Here is a 22213-nt window from a genome sequence, read left to right as displayed (position 1 = left end):
TTTCGCATCTGCCCGTTGAGAGCGTTGTGCCGGCGTCCAGTGGCAACAGCTTCGAGCTGGGACTTGAGATAGACACGCGGCTGCGCACTGATCCAAGGAGCACCGATCTTGCTCCCGAGTGCACCATGACAGGATCCACATGGTGCAATATTCCGCATCGGATCGCCGCTCGCCACAATACTTAGTGACGGTGACGTCGCATCAGCCTGAATACTTTTCAGGCGTGGCAATGACGCGTAGTAGATCGAAAGATCCCGCAAATCCTGATCACTTAGCCCTACGATCATCGGAGCCATGACAGCACTTGTCCTCGCGCCAGATTGGAAGTCTCGAAGCTCTTTATAGATCGACGCCGCATATTGCCCTGCGAGGTTTGGTGTGTCGGCAGCCGTCACGCCGCGGGCGCCGTGGCACATCGTGCAGCGCAGCGCCAGTGTGGCTCCCCTGCCAACAGCATCACGGGAATCTGAACCACTAAGCGTTTCTGGGGTGAGCACGACACTGGAGAGCTTTTCTTCCGGCTGCACTGGTGGGTTTGTACTGTTGAGCCAAACTTTGGGAATGCCGGCCGCTCCGCAAATCGCGTTGATCAAGCCCTTGAAGAGCGCATCGTTCTGCGCAGACGGAAGCCAGACGAACCCGACAAAGAACGAAAAAAGAAACAGTACAAGCGTCGCCCCAACACTCACTGTGAACCATGGATTGCGCAGCGATATCAGACGTGGGCGTCGCTCGTTCATGGCTTCGCTCCAATATAGACAGCCGGCACCTGGGCATCGTGCAAACCGATGAGCTGAAGAATGGGATATCCGTAGTTGGTGATGGTCAGAGCTACCATCAGACCAACCCACAAACTCAGCCCATTCAAAGCAAGAGGTAATGACACAGGCTCGTGAACCGCCCGACTAAAGGTCCACGGGGCGGGCTCAATCTGGCGAGCCGAATGGTTACGGTAAAGGATGGCAAGGAACAGGATTGCTGATGCCAGCAACATCGCGCCACCAACTGTCGACATGATTACCGCTACGCCTTGACCGACCAGCCCTGGCGCACTGTAGTCGTAGTAGGCCATCCGTCGCGGCATGCCGAGAATGCCAACGTAGTGCCACGGAAACGTTGTCACGATCATGCCAACGAACCACAGCCACAACTGCCAGCGAATCAAGCGCAAGTCCTGCATCGCGCGCCCGGTAAGGTGGGGCCACAGATCGTAGGCGATGGCGAAATACATGACGACAATTGCCCCGGCGAAGATCAGGTGGAAGTGACCTGTAATCCACTGGGTGTTATGAATGGTCGAATCCAGCTGATAACTCATGTTGATCAAGCCACCAGCACCACCAAAACCAAGCATTACAAAAGAGAACGCCAGTGCGAGCATCTGCGGGTTGTCCCAAGGCAATGCCTTCAGCCATCCGAAGACACCACTTCCTCCGCGCAAGCGCGCTGCGATCTCAACCGATGCGCATATCGTGAAGACCGTCAGCAGTGTGGGCACGGAGACCATGGCCGTGAACACGGAATGGACAAATTTGAAACCGGATCCCACCTGCGGATCGGCAAACAGGTGATGAATGCCAATAGGCATGGCGAAAACAAGGAACAGAACAAATGAAATGCGCGCCATCGTGTCGCTGTACAAGCGCCCGCCGATCGCGCGAGGCACAATGGTGTAGAACGCGATGTACGCCGGCATTAGCCAGAAATAGACAATGGCATGCAATGTCCAGGAAAACAGTACGCGAGAAAGTCCTGCATTGATGGTGCTGGAAAACCCTAGCGCCACGGGCAGGATTTGAAACAACAGTTCCAACGCAGCGCCGACGGCGGTCCACGCCCACAGATACGCCCCGGCCACATTGGCGAACATGGCAAGCGGCACGGGGGAACCTGGGTTTGCGCGCTTCCAGGCGCCCATGTTGATGCCCATCAGGGCAACCCATATCCACGAGCCAACCACGACCAACACCACGCCAACGTAGTAAAACGCATTACCAATCATGGGCGGGTAAAACGTATAAAGCACAGAGTCGAGCCCCAGCGACACTGGCACCAAAGCAGCCACCGACCCGATGATGATCAGGAAGTAACCCACCCATGCCCAGCGCCTGCCAATAAGTGGCTGTTTGAGGGATGCCTCGGTAATGGCGTAGCCAAACCCCATCGCAATCAGCGTGGGAAATACATAGCCCATGACGGTGCCGTGCGCGGTAACCGATCGATAGTAGAGATCGGGGTTTCGCAGCCAGCCGTGCAAAGGGCTCCTAATGAACATCTGCCACTCGCCCAATACAACAGCCAAGCCGAAGACGGCAAACGCTAGCCAGAAATGGGCCAATACCAGTCGCTTGTTATAGATCACAGGTCAGCCTCCGCGCATGGGCCGCCATTTTTAAAAAATCTTCCTTGTCCACGACCTTGACGTTCGCCCACATGGCTTCGTGGCCTACGCCGCAATACTCATGACATGGCATCAGATGGTCGCCTGGAGTGTCGAACTGTGTCTTAAAGGTGGCGACATAACCGGGCTCCAACATGGAATTTATGTTGGTCCCGGTAATGAGCATGCCGTGTACAACATCGGAGCTGGTGGCCCGAAATGTCACCGACGTTTTTGTTGGAACGACAATGCATTGCGGGGTGAACGAATACTGCTGACCGACGATTCGTACGGTCACCGAACCGTCGGATTCCACAGCACTGCCCAAATTGCTTTCGATGAACTCGCCATCGACGTGAAGCCGGGTCGGGTCGATTGTCTCGACGCGAGATGGAGGCATCATCGCCCAATGCAGTCCGGTAAAGATCACGATGGCGACCAGCAGGGCGACAATGCCAACGACCATCAAAGCCCAACGTCGCTCGATGCGCGCCGCCACTGCAGCGCTGCCATGAGGATCAGTAGAGGACACCTGAGCCATGGGCCGCCCTTTTAATGGATTACGCCGCGTGGCAGGAAAACCAGGAAGTAGAACAAGAACCACAATCCGATAACGATGGCCACTGCGATGCCGGTGATCACCAGAGCACCGCGCGGCCCCGCGCGCACGATGTCGTCGACCCGCTCCTCTTCACTTTTGCCAGATTTATCGAAATCTCCACTCATCAGGTGCCACCTTTTAATTCAATGGCGCCGAACGCAGCGCGTTCACATCCTTGGCTTCTATAGCTGTACCGTGGTTCTGCCACGCGGTGCGGATGTAAGTGACCACTGCAGCCACCTCGACGTCCGATAGTTCCTGTGCAAACGGCGGCATGCCGTAGGGCCGCGGGTTGCGTAAGGTTCCTGGCGGGTAGCCGCCATTGAGCACCATCCGGATCGGATTGACCGAGGACGTCATCTGGATCGATTGATTGCCGGCCAGTGGCGGGAAGTCCCAGCCCCTGCCCTCACCGCTGGTACCGTGGCACTCGGCACATTGAGCTGTATAAATCTTCTTTCCCAGCGGAGAGAGGCGCAACTTATCTTGTGACTCCGCCTTGGTTGGACTGGCCGTTTCGCCCGTGGGTGGCAAGGATTTCAGATAGACGGCCATAGCACGCACATCGGCGTCCGTGAGGTACTGCAGGCTGTTGTAGACCACCTCGGCCATCGGACCGTAGACGGCGCCGCGCTTGGAAACGCCAGCTTGCAGCAAGTCTGAAATGTCTTCGATGCTCCAATCACCAAGCCCTGCTTCGCGATTGGAAGTCAACGAAGGCGCGTACCACTCCTGCATAGGAATCAAGCCCCCCTGAAAGGCCGCGGCGTCGGAGCTCCCGCCCAGGGCATTGATTGCCGTATGACACATGGAACAATGGCCTAACCCTTCCACCAGATACGCGCCGCGATTCCATTCGGCAGACTTGGCGACGTTGAGCTTGTACTCGCCTTCACTAAAGTAGAGCGCGCGCCAGCCATTCAACAAGCTGCGATTGTTGTATGGAAAATGGAGATCCTGATCGCGACTGGGGCGATTTATCGGCGGCGTAGATTTCAGGAAGGCGAAAATGGCATCCGAATCCGCGCGCGTGACCTTGGTGTAATTGCCGTAAGGCATCGCTGGATAGATCAGCGCACCTGAGCGCGAACGCCCTGTGTGCAACATCGTATAGAACTCGTCAGCCGTCCAAGCACCAATGCCGGTGGCCTGGTCAGAAGAAATATTGGGCGAATACAGCGTGCCAAATGGCGTCTCCATAGGGCGGCCGCCGCCGAAAGGCTGATCGCCGGGATTGCTATGGCAAGCGACGCAGTCGCCTGCACGCGCCAGATATTGTCCGTGCGCAACGACCGAGAGGTCTTGGGCGCCGGCAGATGAAGCCCACAGCAAGCCGCTCATCGCCACGGAAGCCATCGGAGACAGAATGGTGGCAACGAGGCTCTTGGCCATGGAAATGGGCGGTCGCATGCTCATTTCACCTCGCCGCTGTCACAGGTAAGTGCCAGTTTCAGTGAGCCGGCGGACGCAGGGGCCGGATTTTCCGGTGCAGGCAGCGAGGACAGCCACGCCGAGACGGCTGCGATGTCCTCCTCGGACAATTGGGAAGCCACCTTCTGCATGCACTGACTTGTGGTGATCACGCGCGTGCCATAGCGTGACGCGCCCAACTGTGCGCTGATGTACTTGCTGTGCAGACCCAACAAACTGGGAATGCCGGGCTCCACCCCCGTCAATGTTGGCCCGTGGCAGGCGGCGCATGAGGGAATATGTCTCGTCTCATCCCCCTCCATTGCCAGCTTCTTGCCGAGTCCCATGACCTCCGGTGACACATCCGGTCTTGGCAACTCGGGAAATGGGGCGTGCTGAGCCGCGAAGTAATCCGCCATCTCCCGTAAATAGCTGTCGGGAAGATAGGCGAGCAGGTAATTCATCGGCGGGTATTTGCGCTGCCCGTCGCGGAATGCCACCAGTTGATGAAACAAATAGGCCGACGGCTTGCCAGCCAGGCGCGGGAAATAGTCGTCTCGACCGCCCTGCCCCTTCTCGCCGTGGCAGGCCGTACATGCCATCACCCGCGTCGCCGTGGAGTCTGGAGCGGTCACGCTACTTTGCGCCAGAACCGGCTCGCTGGTGACATAGCCCGAAACGAGGGCAGCCAAGATCGCCACCCAGCCGGCTCTTGAGAGAAAGGCGCTGCAACGATCGACCTTCATCATTGGAACAACCCACTATAGGTGGTGGTTGGCCTGACGAATGCTGGTCTTGCGACAGGGCTTCAATATACCGCCTTTCGGTCAGCCCTCAATGGGCTGGATGGCAAATGTTCCGCTGGAATACTCGGGCGGAGAGCCGAAGGGTGATTGGCTCTCTGCTGGCCACTCCTTTCATGACCCAGATATCTGGCCAACCCCAGGCCGCTCCCATCGAAGAATGCCCTGGCTGGTCGACCCGATCGGCCAATTTCGCAGCCGCACGTGCAGTGGGGCCTGCACCATTCAACAGGCAGCCGGCTCATACGGCCATAGAGACGCTTGGGTAGTGACATTCGTTAGACGATTTGACTCCTCATCACCCGTGATAACGAGCCCTAATCACCAGTCCTTTCCTCCTCGCAATCGGCTGCTCGCCGAGCGAGGTGGTGCCAAAGACCTAAAACTTCCGAGGGTAATCCCGGGCCAAGCTACGACCGGCGGGCTCTTTCCATGAGGCGTTCTCGGATCATCAAAGGCCGTTCGCGGACCAAGACACTGGGCCTACAAGGATCACTCAAAGCCAATGAAGCTGAATTGATCAGCGTCCATGCGGTGTCGCTACAGATTCTTCAATCCTACGACGCCAAGCGCGCTTTTCAATGACGCGTACATTCGGCTCAAGCCGAAGTTGGTCTAGAAAAATCTTGAGGTAGTGAAGCTCGTCATCGACCGACTGGCCATAGTACGGCCTACGGGCGCATCAAGCGGATCAGCTAGGCGCAGCACCATGTCCGAATTCTTGCGATCGACAATGTCCATAGTTGCCTCTTCTCATGGCAGCACAGGATCGGGTGACATCATGCAATCAGGCCAGCAGCGCCAGCGCTGTCGAGATCTTTAGTCAAAGGCGAGGCAGGAGATCAGGGCAGTCACGGCAGCTAGGCACATTGCGGCACTTATAGTGGGATTTGACAAATTTTCCATCGGAAAGCGAGATAAGTTCTTCGCGGGTGATCCATCCATTTCAAGGACGCGAAATGGGACGCGGTGACCGGTGCATGCGGTGAATCAGGGGGTGACTATGATTTCCGATCCCAGGAAGCCACTACAGCTCGTTGCACGGGTATTGCAAGAAAGCGGCACGGATGGTTTGTCACCGCCGCAGGCGGCCCTCATCGGACACCTGCTGCGCGGGCTCGCGCAGAACGTGGAAGATGACAGGCTCGACAATTTGCCCGCCATCCTTCATTCCATGGCCTTTGTAATGTCCGAAGGGACTGTCTCCCCTTCTTTGGCCTTTTTGCTGGAAATTGCAGCGCAAAATGCGCTCGATCTTATGGATTCGCTTTCTGCCAAAGAGCGCTTGCCACTTTCTATGGACTAAACATCTCCAAGCGTTGCACCACGTCCGAATGTCTGATGTTCGCGGCGACCATGGGCAACTCTTTTCCCGGAAGCCAAGGAACTGCTGACAGCATGGAACTAGTAATCACCATCAGCGCAGTCGAAATCTTTAGTTAAGGACTATGGAGATGGATGACAAAGATGTCCGCTATGGATTGCGGACATTGCGAGCGCTTTCGATCGAAGGTCTTCTTGATAACGTCAGTGATCACGGCTGCAGGCGTGATCACTGACCACATCTTTCATCTCAGAATTTGTAGGTTGCCTTCAAGGAACCCGTGTCCGATTGGAAGTGATCAGCAAACTCACCGCTGTACTCCAGTCGTACGTCCCAATGGTCGCTAGCCTTCAGATCCAGACCGGCCGTGGTCTTGAAGCGATCCGACGGCAAGTCGCTACTGATGTGGAACGTGCCGGAGCCCGGCAGACTGTCAGCGAACTGCATATCCGCGCCGAGTGCGCCCTGGTTGTAGAACGTGCCGCCGATGCCGCCGTAAAGCTGCAGGCTCATGCCGTTGTTGAAGACGAAGTTGCTGCCCGCCTCGATCATCGGCGAGGCGCCGAACACATTGGTGCTGGACGGCAACACTTTCAGATCCAGTGCGCCAGCCCCTTGCTCCGTATAGCCGTCCGCATTGATATGCGTGGCATGCAGGTCGATGTAGGGCTTGAGATACCAGCCATCCATCGGGAACTGCTTGCTGATGCGCGAGTGCAGACCCCAGTGACTGACATCGAACTCGCTGCGTGCCGTGCCACCCATGCCCGGCAACTGGACCTGGCGCGAGGCGTCGTAGGACATCGAGCCCCCTTCCAGCACGCCGGACACCAGCCAGTCGCCCATCTGGTGCTTCACCACGGCACCGGCGGTCCAACCATGGCCGTTGACTGAATCAGAGACGGTGCGGGTGTCGAGGTTGCTGTTGTCGGCGGATACCGAGCCACCGACGAACCAGTCCGTCGCCACTTCTTTCTGGCCGCCCAGCTGGAACACGCTGCCGCTCTGGTGGTAGCCCACGCTGTCATTCGTTGCATCGCGATCGCCGTTGTTGCCGATCACGCGACCCCACACGCAGTCGTGCTCACGCGTGTCCTGTGCGCCATCCTCGAAACGCGGACAGCTGTTCATGCGCTCGACGAAGGCGTCGCTGGCCACCACATGCGCCACCGTCGCCGCCTGGCCGCCTTCGTTGGCGAGGTTGGTCAGGGCGGCGAGGTATTGCTGTGCGTTGCCGATGGTGGCCAGGCTGGCGAAGGTCTGCGCCTGCGCCAATGACATGCCGCTACCCACGGTGTCCCAAGTGGTGTCCAGGTTCTTGGCCACCGCCATCGGATTGCCATAGGCGCCATTAGCCACGGCGGTTGCTTCAAAGTGCGAACCGCTGTTGGCTTGCACCGTCATATAGCCGAAATCGTCGAAGCCGAGCGTGTAGTTGAACAGGAAGTTGTTGCCGGGGTCGGTGACCGGCACCGTGTTGATGCCCGCAAAGTTGGCTAGCAAAATTTCCACTGGCTCGTTCGGCACCAGCGCGACCGGCGTAACGTAGATGCGCGAGCCGGCCTGGAAGTTCAGCGTTCCGCTCACAATCAACTGGCCGCCGCTGGGACCGCTGGACGGATAGAAGTCAACGGTGGATGCAATCGTGCCGGCGTTGTTCAGATTGCCGTAGATCTCGCTCGTGGCCATGACGCCGCTATAGCTGCCGGTCGTGGCGCCGCCGATATTCAACCAGCCATTGTTGTTCACCGTGCCTGCGGTGGTGATGGTATTGGTGTTCCAGAGACCGCTGTTGTTGAAGGTGCCCTGGCTGCCAGCATCGATGTCGCCGTTGATGGTGCCGCCAGCATTGTTGTTGATCACCGCAAAGCTCGACGAGGTGGCATTGGCCGATACGGCCGTGCCGTTCATCGCCGTGATGGTGCCGCTGTTGAACACTGAGCCATCGCCATTGCCATTGCCGCCTTCCAGCATGATGGCCGGCGCGCTGCTGGTGCCGAAGATGTTACCGGTGTTGGTCACGCTGACCTGCGAGCTGTTGCTCTGGCCTTGCGTGTCGACCACGATGGCGCTGGAGCCGCTGCCGGTGACCTGGATGGTGCCGCTATTGGTGATGCTCACCGCGCCGGCATCGCCCGTGCCGCCCGAAGTGCCCATCCACAGCGTCGACGTCACGCCATTGGCGCCCATGCTGTTGGCCGCATACAGACCACCGCCGCCACCCACGCTCTGCGCAAAGATGCCGGTGGCATTGCTGCCCGAGGTGGTGATGTTGCCGCTGTTGGCGATGGTGATCGAGCCACCGGAGCCCACGCGATTGATCGGCTTCTTGGAGTCATCGTGAGGGAAGGCTGTGACACTGGTGGAAGCGGCGAGATCGCCGCCCAGCACACCACCGCCGCCCACTGACTGCGCGAGTACGCCATAGGCGCCATCACCGCTGGTGCTGATGCTGCCGCCCAGCGTCAGGTTGATATTGCCCGCCGAACCGGCCATGGCCGGATTGCTGAAGGGATTGGTGGTGCCTTCGCTCAGGCCCACGATCCAGCCGCCACCGCCGCCGAAACTTTGCGCGAGCACGCCATGAGCGTTGCGCCCCGCCGTGCTGATGCTGCTGTTGGCCGACGTGCTGACCGTGACGTCACCACCGGTGCCGCACGAGTTGTAGGGTTCGCGCCCCTTGAAGAGATAGCAACCCGTCTCGTTCTGCGTCTGATCGGTAAAGAGGCCCACGGCCACCTGATTAAGGCTGCCGGTTTCATCCAACAGAGGGTTGGTGACGCCCATGGAGTTGCCGGACGAATTCGCCGCCGTCTGCATCACGATGGCATCGCCGCCACCGCCGCCAAAGCTCTGCGCCACGATGCCCACTGCGTCGTTGCCCGTGGTGGCAATGCTGGCGTTCAATGCACCGGAGGTATTGCTGACGTTGACCGCGCCGCCGGCACCCTGATTGTTAGTGCTTTGCGACAGCGCAATCTGGATCGGCGTGCTGCCACCGGCGTTGTACTGGCTGGCCGTGATGATGCTCTCGCCGCCACCGCCGCCGATGCTTTGCGCCAGCACGCCAAACGACGCATCGCCAGCCGTGGCGATGTTGCCAGTGTTGTTGACGGTCACCGTGCCGCCGTTGCCGTAGCTGAAAGCCTGCCCGTTGAAATTGACCATCAACGCCGCGGCATTTTTGCCGGCCGGCGTCTTGACCTGATCGACCACGTATTCGCCGATCTCGCCGCCACCGGCACCCACGCTCTGTGCGAACACGCCGGGCGAGGCAGGGCCATTGGTCTGCGCGGTGAAGTTGTTGTTCACCGTGACGTTGCCGCCGTCGCCGCCGTTGGTTGTGGTGGATGCCGAGCCGCCCAGATAGAGATTTACCGCTGCCGTGCCGCCCGAGCCATCCGGCGTCGTCGGCGCGTTGGCGTTGGCATAAGCGAGGAATTCGCTGGCCCAGGCTCCCAGCTGCCAGATGCTGCTCGGCTGCCAGCCCGTGCCATCGAAGGCCACCACGCCAGCATAGGTGCCCGTGTGGCCTGCCAGTTGCGTACTTTGGGACAGATAGCTGGACAGCGGCAGATCGGTGGTGAGCAGCCCCGCCGTAGTGCCGGTGCCCAGCTTGCCGCCGCCGCCGCCAACCGACTGCGCATAGATCGCTGCCGCATCGCCGCCGTAGGTGAGCACGGTGGCGCTGTTGGTCACGTTCACCGTGCCGCCGTTGCCGCCTTCGCCGTTGTTGCCGGTCACCGTCATCGATTCGCTGGCCTTGGCCGCCGAACCCTTGATCGAGCCGCCCGAACCCACGCCGCCGCCACCGCCCACGCTCTGCGCAAGAATGCCGTTGGAGCCGTCGCCCAGGGTCAGGATGTTGCCTTCGTTGGTCACATCGACGGTGCCGCCCGTGCCGCCACCGCCGCCGAGGCCACCCAGCGAGATGGTCAGGCTGGCCTTCTGTCCCGCGCCTAGATACTCGTTGGTGAGCTTGGATGTGCCGCCTGACCCCCCGCCGCCGCTGACGCTCTGCGCGAAGATGCCGTCCGATTGCTCGCCCGTGGTCCAGATCATCGAGCCGGCGCTGTTGTCGGCTGTCACGTTGCCGGCGGAACCGCTGTCGCCGCCATTGCCGCCGATCGCCACGGTGATATCCAGATTGGTGCCCTTGCTGGCACTCACGCCTGCGGTCAGCGCGCTGGAATCGCCGCCATTGCCACCGCCGCCGCTGATGCTCTGCGCGAGCATGCCGTGCGCACCGGGGCCGGCCGTCATGATCAGCGCATCGCTGTTGTACGCGTAGACATTGCCGCTGCCCGAGCCATCGCCACCCTTCCCGCCGATGGACGCATTGATGGTCACCGAGGGAATCGGCGAAGGGCCGGCCGCCTCGAACGCGTCGGACACGCTCGCGCCGCCATTGCCACCGCCGCCTGCCACGCTTTGAGCAAGCATGCCCCACGCATCGGATCCCGAAGTAAAAATCTGCCCCGCATTGGTGGCGTAGACATCACCCGCCGTACCGCCCGTACCACCCACGCCGCCTACGGCTACAGACACGTTGAGCTGGGCGCCAGCCGTGATCGACTGCGCCGCACCGCCATCACCGCCGCCACCGCCCACGGCCTGCGCCACCACACCCTTGGCGTGTTCACCGGTGGTACTGACGATGCCCAGGTTCTCCACGCTCACCTGCGTGTTGCCCACAGTGCCCGCCGCGCCGCCGCTGCCACCGCTGCCGCCTACCGTATACGTCACATCACCGCCATCGACCGCAGTGGCCGTACCACCGGTGCCGCCACCGCCGCCAATACTCTGTGCGACCAGCGCGCTGGAGTTCTGGCCTTGCGTGGCAATCACGAAGCCGGCCTGTGCGGGATTGCTGCCCGACGCCAGCGTGCCGTTGTTCAACGACACCACCGCGCCAGTGCCGCCGCTTTGGCCGTCGCCACCGCTGGCCACGCCCGTGATGAACGAGCCCCCCGACCCCGCACCGCCGGCACCACCACCGCCGCCGATGCTTTGCGCGACCACGCCCATGGAATCATCACCCGAGGTGGTAATCAGATCGGACGGCCAAACGGTATTGGACGAATCGCCCAGACTGACCGTCACCGCGCCTGCATCGCCGCCGACCGCACCATTGCCGCCCTTCTTGTAGAAGATGCCGCCCGCGCCGCTACCCCCGCCGCCCGCACCGCCGACGCTCTGCGCCAGCACGCCCGCCGCTGCGAAACCCGTGGTGAAGATGTTGGCGCTGTTCAGCGCGATGTTGACCGTGCCCGCGTTTCCACCCGCGCCACCCTTGCCTGCCTTGCCCTCGGCGCCGTCGCCCGTGCCGCCCGCACCACCCGCGCCGCCCATGCTTTGCGCCTGGATGCCCGCGGCCATCAGCGCCGCATCGGCCGTATCGCCATTCGCATCGATGGGAACGACCACGCCGGTTGCCGCGCTGGCTGCACCGGCCGCGATGATGTTGGGCGTCGTGGTGCCCTGGCCGATCGTCATCTGGATCGCATTGCCGGTGCCGCCCGGCCCTCCGTTGCCGCCTTGGCCGATATAGGCGTAGGAGTCCGAGCCCGTGCCGTCACCACCCGTACCACCCTGGCTGAGCGCCACGATGGCCGACCCGGCCGATGCCACGTTGCCCTGGAATAGGTTGTAGGTGATCTGTCCGGCATTGCCACCATAGTTACCGTTGGCGCCGGTGACCTTGGTCGTGCCCTGAGCGCCGTCGTAAAGCAGGGGTTCGCCCGCATCGCCGCCATTGGCCTGCATCAGAATCGCCGTGGTGCCGGGCGTGCCGCCGTTCCAGCCGTTGGTGCTGATCACCGTGCCGTTCTGATTGAAGGCGACGTTGCCGGCATTGCCGCCTTGCCCGGGCTGGCCAGGGTTGCCGCTGGAGGAATCCATCGCACCGGCCGTACCACCGACGCCACCGCTGCTGTTGAGATCCACTGCGGCAGTGACCGCGAGCTTGCTGTTGACGCCCGCGCTCGGCATCACCGTCATATTGACGTTGGCGCCGTTGCCACCCAGGCCTCCGTTGCCGGTGGGATCGCCACCATTCGTGCCCGTGCCGCCAGCGCCGCCTATGCTGTAGGCAATGATCTGGCTGGTGTAGTAGCCCGAATCAAGGCTATCCACCGTGGCCGTGGCGGCACCGCCCTGCCCGCCACTCTGATCAGGCGCGCCGGTGCCCGAATTAAGATCCTGGATGGGAAGGTAGTTGGGCAGCGGCAAGGTGATCGGCGGAGGGGCCGTCTGTGCGGCCGCCGTGCTCATCAACGCATTGCCGCCGCAAGCAGCGGCAATGCATAGCGCCACCATACGTGACAGCGGGCGACGTGCCAGGCGATCCAGAGTTTGCGCTCGCTGCGCGTGGCAATACTTGGGCTTGTTCATGGCGTGGCTTCCGGGGAGTGGGATCGAGGGTTTGCATGATCCCGGGAGGCCGCCATCGCCCTTTTCCTGCAAACACGACAAATTTCCGATCGGCACTCCCGTTTTTCAATTCGCACGATTTGCGGAGAACTTTGTCTCGATGAAAGACACGCTATGTCACCAGCGCTTTTTTCGCGGGCGGCACTCAACTCAAGAGAAAAGCGGGATAAAACAGCCATGTTAGGCGAAATACACTCGCCTTCCGGTCACATTCACATGAGGCGATCGATGGCGCCGGCCGACCATAATGTTGCTTTATAAGCCCTGAAAAATTGTCTCGCGGGTCATTGGGAGCCCCCGCGCTCATACCGTCGCCGCCTCGTTGCAAGGCAGCGGAAATCTTCATTCAAGCGCGATCACATGGATGCCCATGGCTGCTTGCGACGACATGACGCACGCCGGACATGAAGAGCGATCGCACTCGTGCCTCAGCACACCCGTTCGAGCGAAGCTCACGCCGCCAGTAGCGTGCGCCGCCACTGGCTCAACGTGGTTCGTTCCAAGCGTGGGCAGTTGCTTGAAGCAGTGATTGTTCGCGGTCATTGATCCGATCGTGCGAATCGGAAACATGCTGTTGCTTCCGAAAGCACCGCCCACCATCTGATGGCTAAGCTGCGTCATCGAGTTCTTCGCGATGCGGGAAGAACAAGCATCGGTGATATGCATGAGCCCTCTCCAAGCACCCACGCACTCGCCTTCCTGTGTCGAGTCAGTCGAACTCTCACGCGGCTATCCAGGTCCCATGCCGACGCCTTCGGCTGAACTGACGCAAGGCGTCGAGTGCTCTTACCCCGTGATCATTCCCACCATCGGCCTGACGCTGTGGATCCGCATGGCGCCTGCGCTGTTCGGCGGCGCTGCATCAGTCATCGAAACGATGCATGAACCGGGCTTCGGGCCACCGTTGCATCGGCACGCAGAAACAGAAGTGTTCCGCATCCTTAAAGGCAGCTACCTCATGCAAGTGGACGGACGGCGCTTCCTGGCATCGGAAGGCGATGTCGTGACGGTGCCCGGCGGTGCCGCTCATGCGTTTGTCAATGTGGGCAAGACCAAAGCCAGCCAGCTCGTGCTGATCACGCCCGGCCTGCAGGCCGACCGCTTCTTTCGCGAACTGGGTCAACTGCTGCGTAACGGTCGCCCGGAGCCATCGGCACTCGCCGCGTTCGGCCACGCATGGGGTGTGGAGTTTCTGGGGCCGCCATTGCCTGCGGATGCCGTGACTGCCTGAGTGAATGGCGACGACGCGCCGATATCGCGTTCGACACGCTCGCGCGACACGCGTGCAACGCTGGTCCGGCTGGCACGGTGCGGCTACTCTGCACGCATGCGAGCCAAGCCCAATGCACAGCCCAATCAGAGCCTGATCGACGGCATCGTCACCCTTCAGGCGCTGGCGTCCGCGCCGGAGCCGGTCGGCTGCCGTGAACTGGCGCGCCAGCTCGGCGCCAACACGACGCGTGTCAACCGCTTGCTAAAGACGCTGGCGTACATGGGCATCGTGCGACAGACAGCCGACCGCAAATACACCGCCGGTCCCGGCATGCATGTGCTGGCGGCACAGAGCCTGTTCGCCTCCGGGCTTATCCGCCGCGCACTGCCGGTGCTGGAGCAGTTGCGGCGCTTTGGTCACACCGTGGCCATGGGCGTGCTCTGGAACGACAGCGTGAGTTACCTGTTCCACGCGCCGCCCGGCATCGAGGCCGCACGTGGCCTGGGTCGCATCGGACTGCTGCCGGCCACCACCAGCGGCATCGGCATCGTGCTGCTGTCGCAGCTGCAAGACGAAGACGTTCGCGAACTGTACGCCGAGCGCGAGATCCCGATGTTCCCCGAAGGCATGGATAGCCTGCTGGCCCGGCTCGCCAGCACGCGGGATCAGGGCTTCACGCGCGTGCACGTAGCGGACGAGCGCGACCACCACATCGTGGCCGTTCCAGTGGGTAGTCCGGTGTATGCGGGCATCGCCATGTCCGGCTGGATTCCCGAATCGGCGACGGCGGAACTGGTGGAAGCGTTGCTGGGAGCGGCACGCGACATCGGCTGACGGAGTTGCGCCATCGCAAATTGACGTGTTGCTGAATTAGTAATACGGTCCACGCTCGAATGCATGGGATCGGGGGCGGCTTATGGGCGAGGCGGAAGGCGGACGCGGTGGGCGATTGCGCTGGGTCCTGCTGGCGCTGCTCTTCGCGTCGACGGTCATCAATTACCTGGACCGGCAGGCGCTTTCCATCCTCGCCACGACCATCCAGGTCGACCTGCACATTAATGATCTGGCGTACGCGCGCATCGTGCAGGGCTTTCTGCTCGCCTACACGGTGGCGTACTTGTTGGCGGGACGCATCACCGATGGCCTGGGCTCGCGTTTGGCGCTAGCGCTGTTCGTGGGCTGGTGGTCCATCGCCAACCTGCTGCCCGGTTTCGCACGCAGCGCCTTCCAGCTGGGCGCTGCGCGTTTCGCGCTGGGGTTGGGGGAGCCCGGCAACTACACCGTGGGCTCGAAGGTGATGGCGGAACGCTTTCCGCCCGGAGAACGAGGGCTGGCGTTCGGCATCTATACCGCCGGCGCGATGGTGGGCGCGACGCTGGCGCCCCCATTAATTGGTGGCGTCGCGTTGCATTACGGCTGGCGTTCGGCCTTCCTGGTCACCGGCGCTGCGGGGCTTGTGTGGCTGGTCGCGTGGTTGCTGCTGCATCCACGGGAAGAGCGACCAGCGTCCGTTGCCGGCCCCGATGGCGAGGCTGGGCTGTGGTGGGATTTGTTGCGCGACCGCTCGCTGTGGCTGCTGGTGCTGTCGCGCGCCGTGGCTGATCCAGTCTGGTACTTCTACCTGTTCTGGTTCCCCAAATACCTCAATGACGTGCGCGGCATGTCGCTTGCCGCGGTGGCGTCGATGGCGTGGGTCGTCTATTTGGCCGCGGACCTGGGAAGCATCGGCGGCGGCGCGATTTCCAGCGGATTGGTTCGTCGCGGCATGAACCCCGCGCGCAGTCGTTTGGTAGCCATGGCGGGCGCTGCGGTAGTGGCGCCAGTCGGTATTCTCGCGGCATCGCATCCTGCCCTGCCCGCACTGTTTGCCGTGGCGTCGGCGGTGGCATTCGCGCACATGGTGTTCCTGATTAACATCAGCACGCTGGTAACGGACATCTATCCCACGCGCACCATCGCCACCGTGTTTGGCCTCATCGGCGCCGGCAGCGGGCTGGGCGGCATGTTGTCCGCGCAGATCATTGGCGACCTCGTGACCAGCGGGCATTTCGATCGCAGCTTCGTGCTGATGGCCACGTTGCATCCGGTCGCATGGCTGCTGGCATGGATGGCGCTGCGTGTGGCGCCGCGCTCGCGACTCATCGCCAGTGCGGCGCAAGCCTGATACTCAATCCACCTGCTCGGCGTACTCCCAGAATCGCGCGCCCGGCTGCGCACCAAGTCCCGGGCCAGTCGGCAATTGATAGCTGCGATCGGCGTACGCCATATCGGTGTCCAGCAACGCGAGCGATCGGGAAAACACCGAGTGCTGCCACTCATGTCGCCATAGCGACGGCACCGTCACCGAAGCATGCAGGCTGGCTGCGAGGAACAGGCCCGCACCGATGGTGGCGTGTGGCGCCATCTGTACGCCGGCCGCTTCCGCCAGGGCATTGATGCGCCGGAACTGCGTGATGCCCGTATGCCCCATTTCCGGCTGGATATAGCGCACGGAAGGTGGTTCCAGTCGAAGCTTCGCCTCGTACGCCGTGTACCACTCCTCACCCGCCGCCACTGGCACCGGTGAGCGTGCGGCGAGCCACGCCAGTCCGGTGATGTCTTCGGGCTTCACCGGTGCTTCGATGAAGTACGGATCGTAAGGCGCAAGACGTTCGGCCATAGCCAAGGCGTCATGCCGCGAGAACTTCCAGTGCAGATCCACCATCAGCAACGCGTCATCACCCAGCGCACGACGCAGGGCAGCGACTTCTTCCACGATACCTTCGCTACTTACCACCGCGTGAATCTTGAAAGCGTCATGGCCTTCATCCTGAAATTGTCGAGCCATCTCGACGCGACCTTCCAGCGTGGCCGCAGGTAGGCCAGAAAGATACCCGGGCACGTGCTCCCGCCTTCGTTCGCCGAGCATCTGCCACAACGGCACGCCGTGGCCGCGGGCGCGCAAGTCCCATAGCGCGATGTCGAGCGCGGTGATCGCGTCGACATGAAAACCTGACGTGCAGCCGCGCACGCGCATCAAACCGTAGAGCTCGTCCCAGATCTGCTCGACATCTTCGGGATTGCGCCCCAGCACCTCAGGCACGAGCAGGTCGTTGATGATTTCGCAGGTCGCGCGCGGCGCGCAGATGCCGTAGGTCTCACCCCAGCCTTCGCTGCCATCGGTGCACGTCATGCGTACGGCGATGGAGCGATCGACAGTCGGGTAGATGGTGCCGTTACCTTTGCGCACCACGTATCCTCGCTCGTTGATACGCTCGCCCGAGCCCAGGGGGCCAAGGTACGGCGTGTCACGAGGCACGGTGACAATAAATGTTTCGACCTTGCTGACGGTGCGACTCATGAGCGAATTGTCTCCTGCGCACCGGGCACACGGTCCAGTGGCAACAGGTCACTGATGCGGGCGAGCAGTGCGTCTAATTCCCGCTGATCGTAAGCGTCGAGCGCAGGGCCTGGAGCACGCACGTAATCGCTGTCGATCAGCCCGCGACGCAGCAGTACCGCCTTGGTCAGTCGCCAGCGGAAGACCGCCTGCATGCTGAGCAACGGCAGCGTGCGTTCGAACAGCGTACGCGCGCCATCAACATCGCCTTGATGGAAGCGGGCCAACATTTCCACATGCACCTCGGTGATCTCGCAGGCAGGCATGGTGCCTATGGTGCCGCGCTGCAACTCATCAATGACGTAACGCGCACCAGCGCCACCGAATACCGCGTCCACCGCAGCTCCCGCCTGGACGCCCAGCGCCGTGATGCGATGGCCTGACGGCTGTGTTTCCTCCTTGACGTAACGGATGCCGTCCACGGCACGCGCCAGCGCCACCACCTGATCCACGTTCAGCCCCACGCCCATCGGCGCAGGCGCATTCTGCAGCATGATCGCGATACCTCCGGCTTCGTGGACATCGGCAAAGTACCGTGCCATCGCCGCTGCATCGCCAGCATGCGCATGCGGTGTCAGCACCATCGCAGCCACCGCACCGGCAGCCGCGCCTGCCGACGCCAAGCGTGCGGCTACTGCTGCATCGGGATGGCTGGCGCCCACGATCAGTGGTACACGCCCTGCTATCCATTGGCCCAGTGCCGCCGTGGTTTCAAGGCGTTCGTCCACCGATAACTGGTCGTACTCGCTGGCGAGCCCGGGAAACACTACGCCAGCAGCGCCGGCCGCGAGGATGTACTCCACGACCCGTCGTGTACCCCTCAGATCCAGCGCGCCCGTGGGCGTGAAGATCGTCGGGACAATGGGAAATACGCCAGCCAAGCTCGTCATGCGTGTGTCCTTTGATGTTGCTCAATAAGAAATCGAACTGCCCCCAAGGTCCATCGACTGTTCCGCCCTTCTGGCGAAAAACTTTGTGCGGGTGACCTTGCATCGGGAAATATATTGCTATATCAGTAACGCCCATGCCAAGCATTACTTGCCTGGCAGTCAGCAGTCCGACCAGCCATTGACGTTGAGTGAGCTTGGGAAGGGGAATACGGCCGACCTGTCCATGTGACGTTCGCCGCCTCTCAGGTTCGTGACCCTCGGGGGAGGAAATCCGTAATGCGCAACATCCGTCGTACGATCCTGTGGACCCTTCTGACGCAGGCGCTCGTGGCCTCGTTGCCGGCCGTGGCACAGACCAGCCCGACCGACGCCACGCCAAAACCGTCCACACCACCTCCTGCCACGCCAGCCGCCTCTGGGCAGGCATCGCAGGACCAGCCGAAGACACTTGAAGGCGTGACGGTCTCGGGTATTCGCGGGAGCCTGGAGGCGGCTCGCGACGTCAAGAAAGACTCCACACAGATCGTTGACGCCGTGGTGGCAGACGACATCGGCAAGTTGCCCGACACCAACGTGGCCGAGTCATTGGGCCGCGTCGCAGGCGTACAGCTGGTGCGCGGCATGGGCGAAGGCAGCGATATTCTCGTGCGTGGCCTGCACCAGAACGTCTTCCTCTATAACGGCCGCGAGATCTACGACTCTACCGGCCGCGGTGGCGTCGGCCTGGATCAGCTAGGAACCTCCACCTATGGCCTGCTGACCCTGGTGCCCTCGCAATTCATCTCGCAGTTGCAGGTGACCAAGCTGGCCAGCGCCGACCAGATCGACGGCGCGCTTGGCGGCATCATCGACATCAATACGCGCATGCCACTCAATGCCGACGGCGATCAGAACGTCGTCGCAGTGTCGGGCACGTACGGCGGCCTCTCGCATCGTGCCGGTGGCTCGGGCCTGGCGCTGCTTTCCGCGCACAGTGCGGACAATCGCTGGGGCGCGATGATCGCTGCCAGCTACAGCCATACCGATGTGGTGCAGCAAGGCCTGGATACCTTCTCCGGCTATACCGCGTTCAAGGATCCCACCAGTGCCAGCCCCACCACCGTGCGCTATGGCGACAGCGATATGCGCGCGCAGAACATCAACGACGACCGCGACAAGACCGGCATCAGCGCCATCCTGCAATGGCGTCCGGTCAACGGCGTGGAAATCACCGCCGACACCTTCTATTCGCATCAGCAGGCCGAGCGCGACCGCGACTGGCTGTCGTTCAACCCGACCTCGGGCTTGAGCAATGCGGTGTACTCCAACAACAACATCCTGGTGGCAGGCACCTCGAAGACGCCGGTGCTCTCCAATACCGAAGTGGCCAATATCGATTCCGACGTCTGGTCCACCGCGTTGAAAGGCACCTTCCACGTCTCCGATCACCTCGATGGCTCAGCCCAAGTCTCCTTTGACAAATCCACCGCCGAATACCAGCAGTTCTACATGCGCCTGCAACCCAAGACTGGCGTGAATTCGGTGGTGAACTTCGATCTTCGCAACGGCGATTTCGGCAGCTTCAACATCAGCGGCGTCAACATGACCGACCCGTCCCAGTTGAACATGACCATCCTGTTCGACAACGACTATCGCGCGCGCACCGATGCACCCGAAGTGCGTTCCGACTGGAACTGGAGCTTCGACTCCGATACCTGGAAGACGCTGGATTTCGGTGTGCGCTACACACAGATCAGCAGTGCCCAGGATCCGTTGCGCGCGGATATTCGTCCCACCGGGGGCATTCCCGCCACGGAGCTGATGGACTTCCTGCAGGTCTACAGCAATAACAACTTCATGAACGGCCAGTTCGCCGGCCTGCCGCGCGACTACCTGGCCAGCTATCGCTCGGCCTTCACCGGTTGCTCGGCCTTCACTGCCTTCCCGGTGATCAGCCAGAACCCGCAGTGCTTGAACGGTGCGGACAACTCGCTCGCCTACGCCGGCACCTTCAACATCGACGAGGACTTCTACGAGGGCTATACCAAGCTCGACTGGGGCACCAATGTCGGCGACATGCCGTTGAGCGGCAACGTGGGCGTGCGTTATGTGCAGCGCGAACTGGATTCGCGCGGCAACCTGCTATCGGGCAGCGGCGCGCCGATTCCCACCGATTTCCGTCGCACCGACCGCAACTGGCTGCCTTCGGCCATCGCCCGACTGGACATCAGCGACCAGTGGCTGCTGCGCGGCGGTGTGGCGCGCGTGGTGGCCTATCCCAATACGGCTGACCTCAACAACGGCGTCTCGCTCAACAACAACGCCGTGTTCCAGAATGGTGTGCAGATTTCCCCAGGCACGGGCACGGGCGGCGCACCGAATCTCGATCCGTTCAAGGCAACGCAGTACGACCTGTCGCTGGAGTACTACTACAGCGAACAGGGCATGCTCTCCGCGGGCCTGTTCTACAAGGACATCTCCACCTTCATCATCCAGAAGCAGAGCGCCGAAACCTATGCGGGTACCGACTACCTGATCAACCGCGAGGTCAATGGCGATCACGCCAAGGTGCAAGGCGCGGAGATTCTTGCGCAGGTGCCGTTTACCTTCCTGCCTGATCCGTTCAGCGGTTTCGGCATGGTGGCGCCATACACCTATGTCGATTCTCAGACCCCGATCAAAGACGTCACCGGTCGCTCGCTAACCTTCCCCGGTCTGTCCAAGAACAACGCCAACCTGATCTTCTACTACGAGACCGGGCCGTTCAGTGCGCGTGTGGCGTACAACTGGCGCGACAAGTACTTCGTCAGCCTCTCCGCCGCCAACACCGGCGTGTACAACGACACGTACTCGGATCTGGCCGCCTCCATCAACTACAACTTCACCGACCGCCTGTCGCTGCAACTGGAAGCGAGTAACCTGCTCAACAGCCAGCAGCGCACCTATGACGGCAGCCCCGAAGGCCTGCGCACCAATGTGGTCTATGGCCGCAACTACATGGCCACGGCGACCTGGCGTTTCTGATGATCGACCAGCGCAAAGGGGGAATGGGCACATGGATACCATGTCGTTGAACGGACGCGCCGCCATTGTCACTGGCGCAGCGAGCGGCATCGGCGAAGCGGTGGCGCGGCGACTGGTGGCGCTGGGTGTTCGCGTGGCAGGCATCGACCGGGCGCCATCCCCGAGCGCGTCGATGTCCTGCCTCGCGGATCTTCGCGACGCCGCGGCACTTGCCGCGGCGATGCAAGAGGCAGAGCACGCGCACGGCGACGCCACCATCCTGGTGCACTGCGCGGGCATCTGCCCGCCCGGTTCGTTGCTGGAGACGGATGACGCAACCTATCTGGACACGTTCGACGTCAACGTAGTCTCCATTCCACGTCTGCTGCGCTTATGCGTGCCCGGTATGCAGCGACAGGGTGGCGGCTCCGTGGTCCTCACCTCGTCGATCAATGCGCGCTTCGCCACTCCCACGCTGGCTGCATATGCCGCCAGCAAGGCAGCGGTGGAATCACTCGTGCGTTCCGCGGCATTGGAACTGGCGCCTTTGCAGATACGCATCAACGCGATCGCGCCGGCATCGATCGATACGCCGATGCTGCGCTCATCGTTCGAACGCGAAAGTGATCCGGCACAAGCACGCGAGCGCAATATCGGACGACATCCGCTAGGCCGACTGGGCACCGCCGACGATGTCGCCGCGATGGCGACCTTTCTCGCGGGCGATGAAAGCCGCTGGATTACCGGCACGGTCATACCCGTCGACGGCGGTGCTGCCGTGACAAGACGCTGAGGAAAG

At 61.7% G+C, this 22213-nt stretch carries 16 protein-coding genes; 6 read left to right on the top strand and 10 right to left on the bottom strand.

Annotated features, from left to right (window positions below; all coding sequences use genetic code 11):
• The 6 genes from DK366_RS21240 to DK366_RS13555 form a co-directional block, all read right to left on the bottom strand.
• A partial coding sequence (locus DK366_RS21240) for a c-type cytochrome (RefSeq protein ID WP_157956533.1) occupies nucleotides 1–740 on the bottom strand: 740 nt, incomplete at its 3' end.
• Nucleotides 737–2362: a b(o/a)3-type cytochrome-c oxidase subunit 1 gene (locus DK366_RS13570; protein WP_109126088.1), complete on the bottom strand. Its 1626-nt coding sequence runs from the start codon at nucleotides 2360–2362 to the stop codon at nucleotides 737–739. The genes DK366_RS21240 and DK366_RS13570, both read right to left, overlap by 4 nt.
• The gene (locus DK366_RS13565; RefSeq protein ID WP_198651556.1) at nucleotides 2352–2921 is read right to left on the bottom strand and encodes a hypothetical protein; all 570 of its coding nucleotides are present in this window, start codon (nucleotides 2919–2921) and stop codon (nucleotides 2352–2354) included. Before DK366_RS13565 ends, DK366_RS13570 begins: the two co-directional genes overlap by 11 nt.
• Nucleotides 2922–2932: 11 nt before the next feature.
• The gene (locus tag DK366_RS21420; protein WP_198651555.1) at nucleotides 2933–3106 is read right to left on the bottom strand and encodes a hypothetical protein; all 174 of its coding nucleotides are present in this window, start codon (nucleotides 3104–3106) and stop codon (nucleotides 2933–2935) included.
• A gap of 13 nt (nucleotides 3107–3119) precedes the next feature.
• Nucleotides 3120–4391 carry a c-type cytochrome gene (locus DK366_RS13560; protein ID WP_198651554.1) on the bottom strand — a complete coding sequence of 424 codons (1272 nt, stop codon included), beginning with the start codon at nucleotides 4389–4391 and terminating at the stop codon, nucleotides 3120–3122.
• A gap of 2 nt (nucleotides 4392–4393) precedes the next feature.
• A complete protein-coding gene (locus DK366_RS13555) occupies nucleotides 4394–5140 on the bottom strand; it encodes a c-type cytochrome (protein ID WP_198651553.1) in 747 nt (248 codons plus the stop codon).
• A gap of 1057 nt (nucleotides 5141–6197) precedes the next feature.
• Here DK366_RS13555 and DK366_RS13550 point away from each other — a divergent pair.
• Nucleotides 6198–6500: a hypothetical protein gene (locus DK366_RS13550; RefSeq protein WP_157956532.1), complete on the top strand. Its 303-nt coding sequence runs from the start codon at nucleotides 6198–6200 to the stop codon at nucleotides 6498–6500.
• 267 nt (nucleotides 6501–6767) lie between these two features.
• On the opposite strand, the gene DK366_RS13545 is transcribed toward DK366_RS13550, so the two are convergent.
• Nucleotides 6768–12911, bottom strand: coding sequence for an autotransporter outer membrane beta-barrel domain-containing protein (locus tag DK366_RS13545; RefSeq protein WP_109126086.1), 6144 nt, complete (start codon nucleotides 12909–12911; stop codon nucleotides 6768–6770).
• Nucleotides 12912–13292: 381 nt separating this feature from the next.
• Complete coding sequence (locus DK366_RS13540) at nucleotides 13293–13616, bottom strand: hypothetical protein (RefSeq protein ID WP_109126085.1); 324 nt, start codon at nucleotides 13614–13616, stop codon at nucleotides 13293–13295.
• Between the two features lie 166 nt (nucleotides 13617–13782).
• Between DK366_RS13540 and DK366_RS13535 the strand changes: the two genes are divergently transcribed.
• The 3 genes from DK366_RS13535 to DK366_RS13525 all read left to right on the top strand — a co-directional run bounded on the left by DK366_RS13535 (nucleotide 13783) and on the right by DK366_RS13525 (nucleotide 16327).
• Nucleotides 13783–14181: a cupin domain-containing protein gene (locus DK366_RS13535; RefSeq protein ID WP_198651552.1), complete on the top strand. Its 399-nt coding sequence runs from the start codon at nucleotides 13783–13785 to the stop codon at nucleotides 14179–14181.
• 96 nt (nucleotides 14182–14277) lie between these two features.
• Nucleotides 14278–14997: a helix-turn-helix domain-containing protein gene (locus DK366_RS13530; RefSeq protein ID WP_109126096.1), complete on the top strand. Its 720-nt coding sequence runs from the start codon at nucleotides 14278–14280 to the stop codon at nucleotides 14995–14997.
• An 82-nt stretch (nucleotides 14998–15079) separates the two neighbouring features.
• Nucleotides 15080–16327: an MFS transporter gene (locus DK366_RS13525; RefSeq protein ID WP_109126083.1), complete on the top strand. Its 1248-nt coding sequence runs from the start codon at nucleotides 15080–15082 to the stop codon at nucleotides 16325–16327.
• Between the two features lie 3 nt (nucleotides 16328–16330).
• On the opposite strand, the gene DK366_RS13520 is transcribed toward DK366_RS13525, so the two are convergent.
• Together DK366_RS13520 and DK366_RS13515 are read right to left on the bottom strand one after the other, a co-directional pair.
• Entirely contained in the window at nucleotides 16331–17503 is a 1173-nt protein-coding gene (locus DK366_RS13520; RefSeq protein WP_109126082.1) for a mandelate racemase/muconate lactonizing enzyme family protein, read from the bottom strand.
• Nucleotides 17500–18432: a dihydrodipicolinate synthase family protein gene (locus tag DK366_RS13515; protein WP_109126081.1), complete on the bottom strand. Its 933-nt coding sequence runs from the start codon at nucleotides 18430–18432 to the stop codon at nucleotides 17500–17502. The genes DK366_RS13520 and DK366_RS13515 overlap by 4 nt, the downstream gene beginning before the upstream one ends.
• Nucleotides 18433–18708: 276 nt before the next feature.
• On the opposite strand from DK366_RS13515, the gene DK366_RS13510 reads away from it, so the two are divergent.
• Nucleotides 18709–21435, top strand: coding sequence for a TonB-dependent receptor (locus DK366_RS13510; protein WP_109126080.1), 2727 nt, complete (start codon nucleotides 18709–18711; stop codon nucleotides 21433–21435).
• Between the two features lie 31 nt (nucleotides 21436–21466).
• Nucleotides 21467–22207 carry an SDR family oxidoreductase gene (locus DK366_RS13505; protein WP_157956531.1) on the top strand — a complete coding sequence of 247 codons (741 nt, stop codon included), beginning with the start codon at nucleotides 21467–21469 and terminating at the stop codon, nucleotides 22205–22207.
• The last annotated feature ends 6 nt before the right edge of the window (nucleotides 22208–22213 follow it).

Source organism: Dyella sp. C11, from assembly GCF_003121485.1.
GTDB lineage: Bacteria > Pseudomonadota > Gammaproteobacteria > Xanthomonadales > Rhodanobacteraceae > Dyella.
This window is presented reverse-complemented; position numbering and strand designations above follow the sequence as displayed.